Genomic DNA, 13500 nt, shown 5'->3' with positions numbered 1-13500 from the left:
ATTTTTCCAACTTTCTTTGTGCCATATTTTTCGTAGGAAAGAACAATCGCAGTTCTTATTTTAAAAAACTCTGTGTTATAATGAGTGCAAAGTGAGGCGACTATAATGAAACAAATGGAAGAAATCAAACAAGTAAGTCAATTATATAAAGTATTAAGTGATCCAACACGTTTAAGAATTTTGCTACTTTTAAAAGAAGGCGAACATAACGTAACGGCGATTAGTGAACAATTGGGAATGGAACAGTCCGCCGTTTCTCATCAACTAAAATTATTAAGAGATAGCCGGGTTGTCAAGGCACGTCGCGAAGGAAAAACGATTTTTTATACATTGGATGATCATCATGTAATAGATATTTTAAATCAGACCTTTGAGCATATTGAACATCGATAAAAAGTAGGAAAAAATAGCGTAACTAGAATAGCGCTGTTGATGGAGGTAAAAATGAAGGATACCTTAAAGATCGGGTTACTAGGATTAGGGACTGTAGGCACTGGCGTTTTAACTCTCTTGAAAGAACATCAAGAGAAAATTTCACAAGTGACAGGAATGAATGTAGTCATTGAAAAAGCATTTGTCCGAAATCTTGAAACGAAACAAGCGCAAGCGGAAGAATACGGTCTTTCTTTAACAACTTCAATTGATGATATTTTAGAAGATAAAGAGATTCAAATCGTTGTGGAATTAATGGGAACCATTGAACCAGCCAAAACGTATATCATGAAAGCTTTAGAAAAGGGTAAACATATTGTGACTGCTAATAAAGATTTACTGGCGCAACATGGGAGTGAATTAGTAGCGTTAGCCCAAAAACATCATTGTGATTTATATTATGAAGCAAGTGTTGCTGGCGGGATTCCAATTTTAAGAACAATTGCTAATAGCTTAGCGGCAGACAATATTCAACAAGTTTTAGGGATTGTGAATGGTACGACGAATTATATGCTTACGCAAATGGTTTCTGCTGATAAAAGTTATGAAGAAGCTTTAGCAGAAGCGCAAGCGTTGGGATTTGCTGAAGCGAATCCGACAAATGATGTCGATGGAATTGACGCAGCCTATAAAATGGTTATTTTAAGTCAATTTGCTTTTGGGATGAATGTTTCATTACCACAAGTTGATATTCGTGGAATTCGCGGATTGTCTTTAGATGATGTCGCTATGGCTAAACAACTGGGGTATGAAATCAAATTGATTGGCTCTGCTGAACAAAATGAGAATAGTATCTCGGTAGAAGTGGCGCCTATGCTAGTCAATCAAAAGCACCCTATTGCATCTGTTCGGAATGAGTACAATGCAGTATTTATTAAAAGTGCAGGCGTGGGCGAATCAATGTATTACGGTCCAGGAGCTGGCGCTAAACCGACAGCAACCAGTGTTGTCAGTGATTTAATTACGATTGCTAAAAACATTCGCTTGGCAACGACTGGCCATATGTTCAATTCGTATCAACATAAAACCCAATTGACGAGTTCCGAAAATGTATTTGGGCAGTACTATTTTTCATTAGATGTTCCAGATACACCAGGACAATTTTTGCAGTTGACGCAATTAATGACTAAAGCAGAAGTCAGCTTTGATCAATTAGTTCAACAGAAATCAGATGGACAGCGAGCAAGAATTGTTGCCATTACACATCAGATATCAAAAGCACAAATGCAACAAGTTGTGACAGCTATTCAAAATACGGAAGCCTTTCAGTTATTGAATGTAATGAAGGTTATAGGAGATGAGTAAACATGTATGAAGGTTTGTTAAAACAGTATCAAGCGTATTTGCCCGTAACAGAAAAAACACCAATGATTTCTTTAGCCGAAGGAAATACGCCACTGATTCCTTTACCTAATTTATCCAAAGAATTAGGTATTCAATTATATGGAAAATACGAAGGCTTAAATCCCACTGGCTCATTCAAAGATCGCGGGATGGTGATGGCTGTAGCAAAAGCGGTAGAAGAAGGTGCCAAAGCGATTGTTTGTGCTTCTACAGGAAATACTAGTGCCGCCGCTGCTGCGTATGCCACAAGAGCAGGCATTAAAGCGTATGTAGTGATTCCAGAAGGGAAAATCGCACTGGGAAAATTGGCGCAAGCTATTATGTATGGGGCAGACATTATTTCGATTCCAGGTAACTTTGATGAAGCATTAAAAGCGGTGCGAGAGATTGCGAAAACTGAGGCAGTTGCGCTAGTTAATTCAGTGAATCCTTATCGCTTAGAAGGGCAAAAAACAGCAGCTTTTGAAGTTTGTGAACAATTAGGTCAAGCGCCCGATGTCTTAGCGATTCCAGTTGGAAATGCCGGCAATATTTCCGCTTACTGGAAAGGCTTTAAAGAATGGCATGAAAAACAAGGAACAACTTTACCAAGAATGCATGGTTTTGAAGCAGAAGGTGCCGCAGCGATCGTGAAAGGCCAAGTGATTGAGCAACCTGAAACCGTGGCAACAGCGATCCGGATTGGGAATCCTGCTAGTTGGCAATTAGCAGAACAGGCACGGGATGAATCCGGTGGTTTCATTGATGCCGTGACAGATCAAGAAATTTTAACGGCTTACCGAAAAATTGCTGCTCAAGATGGGGTTTTCATTGAACCTGGTTCGGCTGCTTCATTAGCTGGAGTTATTCAACATGTTAAAAGCGGTAAAATCAAAGCAGGTGAAACCGTCGTGGCAGTCTTTACTGGTAACGGACTGAAAGATCCTGATACAGCAATGGAGACAGAAGTAGCTATTTCAAAAATGAGTGACGTGGAAGAAATGCGTCTGCACTTACGAAAAGGAGTCGCAACACTATGAAAATAAGAGTACCTGCCACTAGTGCCAACTTAGGACCTGGCTTTGATTCATGTGGCATTGCATTATCCGCTTATTTAACAATCAACGTTTTAGGTGAAAGTGAATTTTGGGAAATTCAACATACTCTGGGAGAAGAGATTCCTACTAATGAAGAGAATTTATTAATTCAAACGGCATTGAAAATTGCACCAGAATTAACACCAAAAGTTATTCGGATGGTTTCTGACATTCCCCTTGCAAGAGGACTAGGCAGTAGCTCAAGTGTGATTGTAGCAGGCATTGAATTAGCTAACCGACTAGCACATTTAAATTTGTCCCCTAAAGAAAAAGTCCGTTTGGCCACAGAGATGGAAGGACATCCGGATAATGTGGCCCCAGCTATTTTAGGAGATTTCGTGGTGGCTAGCCATGTAGAAAACCAAGTCTACCATGTCAAACATCACTTTCCAATGTGTGATGTCATTGCATTTATTCCAGAGGAACCATTATTTACCGAAAAAAGTCGCGCTGTTTTGCCCGAAAAATTGGCTTATAAAGAAGCGGTCGCGGCCAGCTCAATTGCCAATGTTATGATTGCCGCAATTTTAAACGGGGATTTACCTTTAGCAGGCAAAATGATGGAACAAGATAAATGGCATGAAACGTATCGTCGTTCATTGGTTCCTCACTTAAAAGAAATTCGTCGTTTAACTCAGCAAAAAGGTGCTTATGGCTCTTTCTTAAGCGGTGCTGGTCCAACTGTGCTAATCTTGTCGCCAGAAGAACGAACCAACGAAATTGTTCAAAGCTTGGAGAAATTATCTACCAAAGCGAGCATCCAAATTTTCAATATTGATCAAGAAGGTGTTCAAGTCTTTTAAAAAAAACGAGAAAAAATCACTAGTGATTTTTTCTCGTTTTTTTTAATCCTCGGATGTTTCCGTGGAATAATAACTATGATCTTCTAAGTTCAAAGCATTAAGAATCATTGAGGCAGTTTCTTCAATTGAAAGAGAAGCGACATCAATAACGATACAACCTAATTTTTGATAAAGATCATTAGCAAAAGCCAGTTCTCGCCGAATTTTTTCAATATCTGAATAAGAAGTATTTTCAGGCAATCCATATGCGCGCATTCGTTCTTTACGAATCCCGTTTAAAACATTGGGATCATTGGTTAAGCCAACAATTTTTTTAGGGTCCATTTCGAATAATTGTTTCGGTAAATGTGCTTCAGGAATTAGTGGCAAATTAGCAACTTTTAAGTTCTTGTTGGCTAAAAAGAGACTTAGCGGTGTTTTAGAAGTTCGGGAAACGCCAAGAAGTAACACATCCGCTTCTAAAAAGCCTCGTGGGTCCTTGCCATCGTCATATTTGACAGCAAATTCCATTGCTTCAATTCGTTTAAAATAATTTTCATTCAGATGATGTAAGGCACCTGGTTCCCGCATGGGTGCGACACCTGTTAATCGTTCGATTTCCGCAACTGGTGGTGTCAAAATGTCAAAATGGAACAATTGATGCTCATTGAAAAATTGATTAGCAATCGCCACGAGATGATCATTAATGATAGTATGCAGTACCATGGCCTCTGCTTTTTTGGCATCTTCTAACGCTTGCACCAGTTTATCTTCGTCTTTAACGAATGTTCGTCTAATCAAAGTAAAATCAACAGTGGGGTACTGGGCCATTGAAGCAGCCGCCAATTTTGAAGCGGTCTCGCCAGCAGAATCTGAGATGACAAAAATCGTCACACATTTTTTTTCTTCAGAAATAGTCATAGAGGGTAAGTCCTTTCTTGCATTTTTAATAATTTTATTATACCATAAGTCCAGAATCTATTTCGTAATGATTCTGATTTAGGTTGGTGAGGGAGGAAATGGCGATGGCACCAGTAAAAACCAATATTGAACAAGCCTTAGAAACCATGAAAGCCAGTGGATTAAAATATACTAAAAAACGAGAATTACTGATGAGCTATTTGATTAAGCGAAATCGGTATGTTTCTGCACGTGAAGTGTATGAATTTATGAATGAAACCTTTAAAGGAGTCAGTTATGATACGGTTTATCGTAACTTGCATGACTTTGAGCGCTTAGAATTGCTAGAAAAAACAGAATTAAATGGCGAGCAAAAGTTTCGCTTCCGTTGTTGCCAAGAGGTGGAACATCATCATCACTTTATTTGTACGGTTTGTGGCAAAACGGAAGAAATTCACATGTGTCCGATGAATTTTTTTGAAGAACAGTTAAAAGGTTGTTCAATTGAAGGACATCGCTTTGAAATACTTGGTCGTTGTGCCGATTGTTGCGAAAAATAGCGAATAAGACGAAAAATCAAACAAAAATTTCGTATTTTATCAGTAGAGTGGTTGACGGTTATTTATGCTTTAGCTATAATATAACAAGGACAGTATTTTAATTTGTGGGTTTTTCCCACAAATAAGAAAAACGGTTACTTTTTAAGCTCGGAGGGAGGGAATAACATGTCAAAAACAGTCGTTCGTAAAAACGAATCTCTTGATGATGCTCTTCGTCGCTTCAAACGTTCCGTTTCAAAAGCGGGTACTTTACAAGAATCACGTAAACGTGAATTCTACGAAAAACCAAGTGTAAAGCGTAAGAAAAAATCTGAAGCAGCTAGAAAACGTAAAAAATTCTAGTTTTGAATGAATTGGAGTTGGTGGTATGTCATTGCTAACCACATTGAATGACGACATTAAAACAGCGATGAAAGCTAAAGACAAAGAAACTTTAGCCGTACTTCGTATGTTAAAGACTGCCATTCAAAATGATCAGATTAAAGCGGGCCGTGAATTGAACGGAGAAGAAGAACTCACTGTATTGTCTCGTGAGATGAAACAGAGAAAAGATTCTTTATCAGAGTTTGAAAAGGCGGGACGCGACGATCTTGTTGAAAAAGTAAAAGTTGAAATAGCAATTGTTGAAAAATATATGCCTCAACAACTAACGGAGGAAGAAATTCGTCAACTAGTTCAAGAGGTAATGACGCAAACTGGCGCCACTTCACCAAAAGATTTTGGTAAAGTGATGGGCGCTATGATGCCGAAAGTCAAAGGCAAAGCCGATGGCAACCAAGTTAACGCAATTGTGAAAGAATTATTACAAGAAAACTAAGAGCGTTATCGAAACTAGGACAGTATCCTGTCCTAGTTTTTTTATGCAAAGAGAAAACCGGTAGCTTTTTACGGTTTTCTCTTTTTTGACTTTCAAAGTCAAATCAGGTACGACTTCTTTTTAAACAGATAAGAATGTGGTATCATTGTAAAGGACTATATAATAAAGGAGATGGACGTTTTTTGACAGATAATCAGTCAAAATCTTTGGAATTAATACTTACTGATTCTGATGATGCACACATGCTTTTAGGAACACATGATAAACATATCAAATTTTTAGAAGAGAATACCCACGTAACGATTAATAGTCGTGGCGAAGTTATTCAGTTAATTGGCGAATCATCAGAGGTAGAGTTAGTCGCTTCCGTGTTAAGAGCGCTACAAACATTAATTCAACGAGGCATCAAAGTGCATACGCCAGATGTCGTTTCTGCTTTAAAAATGGCCAAAGCTGGAAATTTAGAGGCGTTTATTGCCATGTATGAAGAAGAAATTATGAAGGACCATCATGGTCGGGCCATCCGAATTAAGAATGTTGGTCAAAAAAAATATATCGATGCAGTTAAAACTCATGACGTCATTTTCGGGGTGGGACCTGCGGGGACAGGAAAAACCTTTTTAGCCGTGGTGATGGCAGTAGCAGCTTTAAAAAAAGGCGAAGTACAAAAAATTATTTTAACTCGTCCAGCGGTGGAAGCTGGCGAAAGCTTGGGCTTTTTACCAGGTGACTTAAAAGAAAAAGTCGATCCTTATTTACGTCCAGTTTACGATGCCTTGTATCAAATTTTTGGTATGGATCATACAAATCGTTTAATGGAACGCGGCGTTATTGAAATTGCCCCGCTTGCTTATATGCGTGGTCGTACATTGGATGATGCTTTTGTCATTCTAGATGAAGCACAAAATACCACGGTTGCCCAAATGAAAATGTTTTTAACTCGTTTAGGGTTTAGTTCAAAAATGATTGTTAATGGAGATACTAGTCAGATTGACTTGCCACGTGGTGTAACAAGTGGTTTAGTTAACGCCGAGCGTACGTTAAAAGACATTGAAAAAATTGCCTTTGTAAATTTTGAAGCCAGTGACGTTGTGCGTCATCCGGTTGTAGCACAAATTATTCAAGCCTATGAAAAAGAACAACAAAAGCATTCCTAAGCAGTTAGGGAAGGAGTGAAAGTACCTTTTGAAAAAAGTACTTACAAAGTTAGGGGATCGTTTAGGTAAAGCCTATTTGCCTATTTTATTAGCCGTTTTTTCTCTTCTTTTATTTATGATTATGTTTGGCAGCGTCCATCAGAAAAGAGTAGAAATTAAAGAAGGTCAACTGGCCGAGAAAACCATTCGTGCAAATAAAAATATCGAGAATACCTACGAAACAGAACAAAGAAAAAAATTGGCAGCAGAAGCTGTCACACCCGAATATATTTATCAAGAAGATACGGCATCTGTCCAACATAATCGTATTGATAAATTATTTAAATTGATTGATTCTGCGAATGAAAAAGTAGACAAAGAGTACAGCAACAAGCAAGCGAAGGCCAAAAAGGAAGAAACGATTCCTGCGCCGACCGTGGAAGAACGAGTAGCTAGCTTAAAATCATTGTTTGAATCTTTACCGCAAGATGAAGTTACGTTTTATCAAAGTTTTCCTAATGTTTTTTATCAAACAATCTTTACATTAACCTCTGAGCAATTGGATAAGGTTCGTTCAGAAAGTTTGATGTTGGTGGACGACGCAATGCAAAATCACGTTCGAGAATCTGATTTAGATAAAATTCGCCAAGAAGCTAACGGTAAAATTCAATACTTAGATATTACGAGTACCATGCAACAAGTTATTCGTTACATTGTTAACCAAGGGATTGTGGTAAACGATATTGCCAATGAAAAACGAACAGAAGAGCTACGCCAAAAAGCGATGAATGCTGTTCAACCCGCAATGATTTATCAAGGCGAAATTATTGTTCGTGAAGGTACTCAAATTGATGCAAAAGCGGTCGAAAAACTTGAGCTACTAGGAATGACTAGTCAAAATACCTCTATTTTTCCGATGGTGGCATTAGCATTAGCTATTTTACTTCAAGTTGAAGTGTTGATTTTCTTTACAAAACAAGTGACTGAGCCTTCGCGACAACGCTCGTTTATTATCTTTTACACGGGTGCTATGCTAATCAGTGTTATTTTAATGAAATTCTTCCAGATTTTCCAAACAGAGCAGTTGATGTATATTCCCTTGTTCTATCCAGCAGCCTTTGCACCGCTGATTCTAAATCATTTTGTGAATCGTCGTTCAGGGATAATCGCTGCCATTTTCCAAGTCGTTTTTGCGTTATTTATCTTTTATAATTCTATTGGCACAAACTCGTTGACGGTTATTCTGATTATGTACTTATTCTCAGGATTTCTAGCAACAGTTGTTAAACGGAAACGGATGAGTGAGCAAGTTTTCCCAGCTTTAATGTGGGTAGTGGTCTTTCCTGTTTTCATGGCGGTTGTCTTAATGATTTATCAAGGGATGAGTTTAACAGATGGTAAAACGTGGACAGCTTTAATTTGTGCAAGTGCAGGAACGGTACTTTCATTTTTAGCAACAATGGGCTTGCATCCATATATCGAATTATTAGTGACCGATGATAGTATGATTGTCTTGAATGAATTAAGTAATCCGAACCATCCGTTGTTAAAACAACTGTTAGAAGAAGCGCCAGGTACCTATCATCATAGCATGATGGTGGCTAGTTTGAGCGCTAACGCTGTTGCTGAGATTGGCGGGCGGTCGCTATTAACACGAGTTGCTTGTTATTACCATGACATTGGCAAAATTAAACACGCCAATTTCTTTGTGGAAAACTTACCTGCTGGAGCAGAAAATCCACATAACTTTTTATTACCAGAAGATAGTAAACAAATTATTTTTGGCCACGTAATTGATGGCGCCAAAATTTTAGAAGAGTACAATATGCCGCAAATGGTGATTGACATTTGTCGTCAACATCATGGCACAACATTGATGAAATTTTTCTATGTGAAAGCAAAAGAACGCAATCCTGAAATTAAAGAATCCGACTTCCGTTATCCTGGACCACGTCCACAAACACGAGAAGCAGGGATTGTGAGTATTGCTGATACTTGTGAGGCTGCTGTGCGGGCGATGGATCATCCCACCAACGAAAAAATTCAAGCCTTTGTGCATAATGTGATTCAAGACAGAATTTCAGATGGCCAATTAGATGAATGTGGGTTAACGATGAAAGAGATTCGCATCATTGAAAAATCATTAATTAATGGATTATGCAGTACCTTCCATTCACGGATTAAGTATCCAAAAATGAAAGCTGAAGCAGAAGAAATGAAAGATGAACAAGAAAAGAGAGATGACTAATGGATATTACTTTCATTGATGAAACCGAGAAAGTACCAACAGAAGAAATCAAAGAAATCGAAAACTTGCTGCAATTTGCAGCGGGTTTTCTAGAAATTGCCGAAGATACGGAGATGTCGGTGACTTTTACAGATAACGCAGGTATCCAAGTGATTAATCGTGACTATCGGGGCAAAGATATGCCTACAGATGTCATCAGTTTTGCTTTAGAGGATGAAGGGGAAGACGAATTGCCAATTATTTTTGATGATGAAGAGTTGGCAGAGCTACCACGTAATCTAGGTGATTTAATTATTTCAACAGAGCGAGCAGCAGAACAAGCAGTTGAATATGGGCACACATTGGAGCGAGAAATGGGCTTTTTGGCAGTACATGGCTTTTTACATTTGAATGGGTACGATCATATGGAACCTGAAGATGAAAAAGAAATGTTTGGTTTACAGAAAGAGATTTTAGATGCGTATGGCCTTAAAAGATGAGCAAACAGGAAAAAATAAACATTTTATTAATTCATTAGAATTTGCCTGGCAAGGAATCAAAACAGTTTTTCGAGAAGAACGTAATATGCGCAAACATGTGGCGTTTGGTGTCACGGCCATTGTGTTTGGTTTCTTGTTTTCCTTAACACTTGCTGAATGGCTGTGGTTGCTATTGGCTGTTTTTCTTGTCTGGTTGGCAGAAATTATCAACACAATTTTTGAAAATGTCGTAGATATGTTTACGGATTTTCACTTTCATCCAATCGGAAAAAAAGTTAAAGACATGGCCGCAGGAGCTGTTTTATTAACAGCCGGTTTCGCAGTGCTAGTAGGACTAATTCTATTTGTACCAAAAATTTTACAAATCATTCAAATGTGGAAATAAGAGGAGAAATACAATGACAACTGAACATAAATCTGGTTTCGTAGCCATTGTCGGCAGACCAAATGTTGGAAAATCAACATTGTTAAATCGAATTGTCGGCCAAAAAATTGCAATTATGAGTGACAAAGCACAAACAACTCGTAATAAGATTCAAGGAATTTATACAATTCCTGAAGCACAAATTGTTTTTATCGATACTCCAGGGATTCACAAACCTAAACACCGCTTAGGCGATTTCATGGTGGAAAGTGCCTATAATGCGATGCGTGAAGTAGATGCTACTTTATTTATGGTAAGTGCTGATCAAAAACGCGGGAAAGGTGACGACTTTATTATTGAACGATTGAAAAATAATAATAGTCCAGTCTACTTGATTATTAATAAAATTGACAAAGTCCATCCAGATGATTTATTGAGTATCATTGAAGACTATTCGAAACAAATGGACTTTAAAGAAATTATTCCCATTTCTGCCACTGAAGGAAATAATTTTGAGCATTTGATGGATGTTCTCGTTGAGCAAATGCCAGAAGGACCACAGTATTTCCCTGATGACCAAATTACGGATCATCCAGAATATTTTATCGTTTCCGAATTAATTCGTGAAAAAGTGTTACTTTTAACAAGAGATGAGATTCCTCATTCTGTCGCTGTCGTTGTGGACTCAATGAAACGGGATGAAAACGATAAAGTCCATGTCCAAGCAACCATTATTGTGGAACGGGACAGTCAAAAAGGTATCATTATTGGCAAAGGCGGAAAAATGCTGAAACAAATTGGTACCAAGGCGCGTCAAGATATTGAATATTTATTAGATGACAAAGTGTATTTGGAGCTGTGGGTAAAAGTCCAAAAAGACTGGCGTGACAAAAAAATCTATTTACAAGATTTTGGTTATCGCAAAGAAGAATATTAAGAAAGTAGTGTTTGGGAAGCGAGTGTATAAACGAACTTTCCAAACACTACACTAATTTACATAAGAAATGGAAGTGAATTGAATGGCATTAGGGGAGACCAAAGGCATTATTTTATTTACGAAGGATTTTAAAGAAAAGGATAAACTCGTCAAAATTTTTACAGAATCCTATGGAAAATTGATGTTTTTTGTGAAAGGCGCGCATCGAAAAAATAATCCTCTTTTGCCAGCGATTCTGCCATTTACAGAAGCCGTCTACATCGGGAACTTTAGAGAAGAAGGCTTATCTTTTCTCAATAGCAGCAAAGAAGTTCAACCTTTTCGAAACATTCAACAAGACATATTTATTAACGCATATGGAACATATATTTTAAACTTAGTCGATGCAGCAATTGAAGATCAGCACTATGATCCGAACTTATTTCAATTTACCCACATGGCATTATCCGCTTTAAATGAGCAAAAAGATCCGGAAATCATTACAAATATTTTTGAAATTCAATTGTTAGAACGGTTTGGTGTACGACCAGAATGGCATCATTGTGTGGCTTGTGGCGAAACACAAGGGAAATTTGACTACTCTTCAAAGTATAGCGGTGTGCTTTGTGAAAAACATTGGCATTTAGATGAACAGCGCTACCATGCAGATCCTAGAGCGATTCATTTTATTCGCTTATTTGCGCAAGTCTCCTATGAAAAAGTCCAAAACATTCAAGTAAAAGAAGAAACTAAGAAAAGTATTCGAGAAACGATTGATATGTTATACGATGAATATGTTGGTTTGCACTTAAAAAGTAAAAAATTTATTGATCAAATGAAAACGTGGGAAAATACGTTAAAAATTCCGCCACGAAAGAAGGAAGAAAAATAAACGTAAACAAGCAGACGTTTTTCTAAAAAAATTTGACAACTTCCCTCAGACACCGTATTATGATAGAGAAGTTAAATACGTACGAAGAAAAAGAGAAGTAAAAAGAACCCTCTGTTAAGCGAATCTGGGAGAGTGGGAGCCAGAAACACGGAACTTTTGAAAGGCACTTTGGAGTACGACAAACGAAGCTGCCGATGAACACATCGGAAGTAGGGTGGAACCGCGATAATTATTCGTCCCTATGTCTATTAATAGGCATGGGGACTTTTTGCTGTGAATCACTACGATTGGCGCAAATGCGACAGAGTAGATGATGAACAGTACAAGGTGACCAAAGGGAACGTTGTCTCCTCTATGTTAAAACAAACTGCTTAGCCAAAAACATGGAGTAGATGATGAACAGCACAAGGTGACCAAAGGGAACGTTGTAACCGAATAAAAAAAGCAAACAGTTAACACCAAAAGAAAAAATAGTAACGTTTATTCAAAAAAGCTCAATTGGCGCAAAGGCGACAGAGTAGATGATGAACAGCATAAAAATTATCCCATTCTACAAAATTGTTTCTCTGTAGCCCTTTTTAAATTTACATTCCCGAAGCAAAGCCAATCCCTATGTCTATAAAAAATATTCCAAGGAGGAAAACAATGAAAAACAAGTTAACCGTACAAGAAATGATTTTAACCTTGCAAAAATTTTGGTCATCTAATGGCTGTATGTTAATGCAAGCCTATGATACAGAAAAGGGAGCCGGCACCATGAGTCCTTACACGTTTTTACGTGCCATTGGACCTGAACCATGGAATGCTGCCTACGTAGAACCTTCTCGTCGTCCAGCTGATGGACGCTATGGTGAAAATCCAAACCGTCTATACCAACATCATCAATTCCAAGTTGTAATGAAGCCTTCTCCTGAAAATATCCAAGAACTTTATCTAGAAAGTTTGAAATTATTAGGAATTGATCCATTAGAACATGACATTCGTTTTGTAGAAGATAACTGGGAAAATCCTTCAATGGGCTGTGCTGGTTTAGGTTGGGAAGTTTGGTTAGATGGCATGGAAATTACCCAATTTACGTATTTCCAACAAGTCGGGGGCTTACAATGTCATCCTGTCACTTCTGAAATTACTTACGGGTTAGAACGCTTAGCATCATATATCCAAGAAGTCGAAAGTGTCTATGATTTAGAATGGACACAAGGCGTTAAATATGGTGAAATTTTTGTGCAACCTGAATATGAACATTCAAAATATTCCTTTGAAATTAGTAACCAAGAAATGCTTTTAGAAAACTTTGACAAATTTGAAAAAGAAGCTAAACGCTGTATTGAAGAAAGCTTAGTTCACCCAGCCTATGATTATATTTTAAAATGTAGCCATACATTCAATTTATTAGATGCTCGCGGCGCTGTCTCTGTAACGGAACGTGCAGGATATTTAGCCCGCATTCGGAATATGGCTCGTTCCGTAGCGAAAATTTTTGTGGCTGAACGTGAAAAATTAGGGTTCCCATTATTAAATAAAGATCAAAGTGTATCCAAGGAGGCAGAATAA

General features: G+C 37.9%; 15 protein-coding genes. 14 read left to right on the top strand and 1 reads right to left on the bottom strand.

Annotated features, from left to right (window positions below; genetic code table 11):
• Window positions 1–84 precede the first annotated feature (84 nt).
• From IGL56_RS09290 to thrB, 4 genes are read left to right on the top strand one after another with little or no spacing between them, the layout of a single operon-like run.
• Window positions 85–393, top strand: a complete 309-nt coding sequence (locus IGL56_RS09290; RefSeq protein WP_002356730.1) for an ArsR/SmtB family transcription factor — start codon at window positions 85–87, stop codon at window positions 391–393.
• A gap of 51 nt (window positions 394–444) precedes the next feature.
• On the top strand, window positions 445–1737 hold the full coding sequence (locus IGL56_RS09285) for a homoserine dehydrogenase (RefSeq protein ID WP_065813694.1): 1293 nt from the start codon (window positions 445–447) through the stop codon (window positions 1735–1737).
• Between the two features lie 2 nt (window positions 1738–1739).
• Window positions 1740–2795 carry a threonine synthase gene (thrC, locus tag IGL56_RS09280; RefSeq protein ID WP_002356733.1) on the top strand — a complete coding sequence of 352 codons (1056 nt, stop codon included), beginning with the start codon at window positions 1740–1742 and terminating at the stop codon, window positions 2793–2795.
• Window positions 2792–3655, top strand: coding sequence for a homoserine kinase (gene thrB / locus IGL56_RS09275; protein WP_002356734.1), 864 nt, complete (start codon window positions 2792–2794; stop codon window positions 3653–3655). The genes thrC and thrB overlap by 4 nt, the downstream gene beginning before the upstream one ends.
• 42 nt (window positions 3656–3697) lie before the next feature.
• Here thrB and IGL56_RS09270 read toward each other — a convergent pair whose 3' ends face one another.
• Complete coding sequence (locus tag IGL56_RS09270; protein WP_002382760.1) at window positions 3698–4555, bottom strand: pyruvate, water dikinase regulatory protein; 858 nt, start codon at window positions 4553–4555, stop codon at window positions 3698–3700.
• Window positions 4556–4653: 98 nt separating this feature from the next.
• On the opposite strand from IGL56_RS09270, the gene IGL56_RS09265 reads away from it, so the two are divergent.
• The 10 genes from IGL56_RS09265 (at window position 4654) to glyQ (ending at window position 13500) form a co-directional block, all read left to right on the top strand.
• Window positions 4654–5094: a Fur family transcriptional regulator gene (locus IGL56_RS09265; protein ID WP_002387080.1), complete on the top strand. Its 441-nt coding sequence runs from the start codon at window positions 4654–4656 to the stop codon at window positions 5092–5094.
• Between the two features lie 165 nt (window positions 5095–5259).
• Window positions 5260–5436 carry a 30S ribosomal protein S21 gene (gene rpsU, locus IGL56_RS09260; protein WP_002356740.1) on the top strand — a complete coding sequence of 59 codons (177 nt, stop codon included), beginning with the start codon at window positions 5260–5262 and terminating at the stop codon, window positions 5434–5436.
• Window positions 5437–5461: 25 nt separating this feature from the next.
• Window positions 5462–5911: a GatB/YqeY domain-containing protein gene (locus IGL56_RS09255; RefSeq protein WP_002356741.1), complete on the top strand. Its 450-nt coding sequence runs from the start codon at window positions 5462–5464 to the stop codon at window positions 5909–5911.
• 242 nt (window positions 5912–6153) lie between these two features.
• Window positions 6154–7068 carry a PhoH family protein gene (locus IGL56_RS09250; RefSeq protein ID WP_369810298.1) on the top strand — a complete coding sequence of 305 codons (915 nt, stop codon included), beginning with the start codon at window positions 6154–6156 and terminating at the stop codon, window positions 7066–7068.
• Window positions 7069–7096: 28 nt separating this feature from the next.
• Window positions 7097–9295, top strand: a complete 2199-nt coding sequence (locus IGL56_RS09245; RefSeq protein ID WP_002356744.1) for an HD family phosphohydrolase — start codon at window positions 7097–7099, stop codon at window positions 9293–9295.
• A complete protein-coding gene (ybeY, locus tag IGL56_RS09240; protein WP_002356745.1) occupies window positions 9295–9774 on the top strand; it encodes an rRNA maturation RNase YbeY in 480 nt (159 codons plus the stop codon). Before IGL56_RS09245 ends, ybeY begins: the two co-directional genes overlap by 1 nt.
• Window positions 9758–10159: a diacylglycerol kinase family protein gene (locus tag IGL56_RS09235; protein WP_002382764.1), complete on the top strand. Its 402-nt coding sequence runs from the start codon at window positions 9758–9760 to the stop codon at window positions 10157–10159. The genes ybeY and IGL56_RS09235 overlap by 17 nt, the downstream gene beginning before the upstream one ends.
• 13 nt (window positions 10160–10172) lie before the next feature.
• A complete protein-coding gene (gene era / locus IGL56_RS09230) occupies window positions 10173–11075 on the top strand; it encodes a GTPase Era (protein ID WP_002359745.1) in 903 nt (300 codons plus the stop codon).
• A gap of 82 nt (window positions 11076–11157) precedes the next feature.
• Entirely contained in the window at window positions 11158–11946 is a 789-nt protein-coding gene (gene recO / locus IGL56_RS09225; protein ID WP_002356748.1) for a DNA repair protein RecO, read from the top strand.
• Window positions 11947–12591: 645 nt separating this feature from the next.
• Complete coding sequence (gene glyQ, locus IGL56_RS09220) at window positions 12592–13500, top strand: glycine--tRNA ligase subunit alpha (RefSeq protein WP_002379669.1); 909 nt, start codon at window positions 12592–12594, stop codon at window positions 13498–13500.

It is taken from the genome of Enterococcus sp. DIV1316a, from assembly GCF_050536915.1.
GTDB classification, from domain to species: domain Bacteria; phylum Bacillota; class Bacilli; order Lactobacillales; family Enterococcaceae; genus Enterococcus; species Enterococcus faecalis.
Note: the sequence above shows the minus strand (reverse complement) of the source record. Positions and strands in the feature narration are given on the sequence as shown.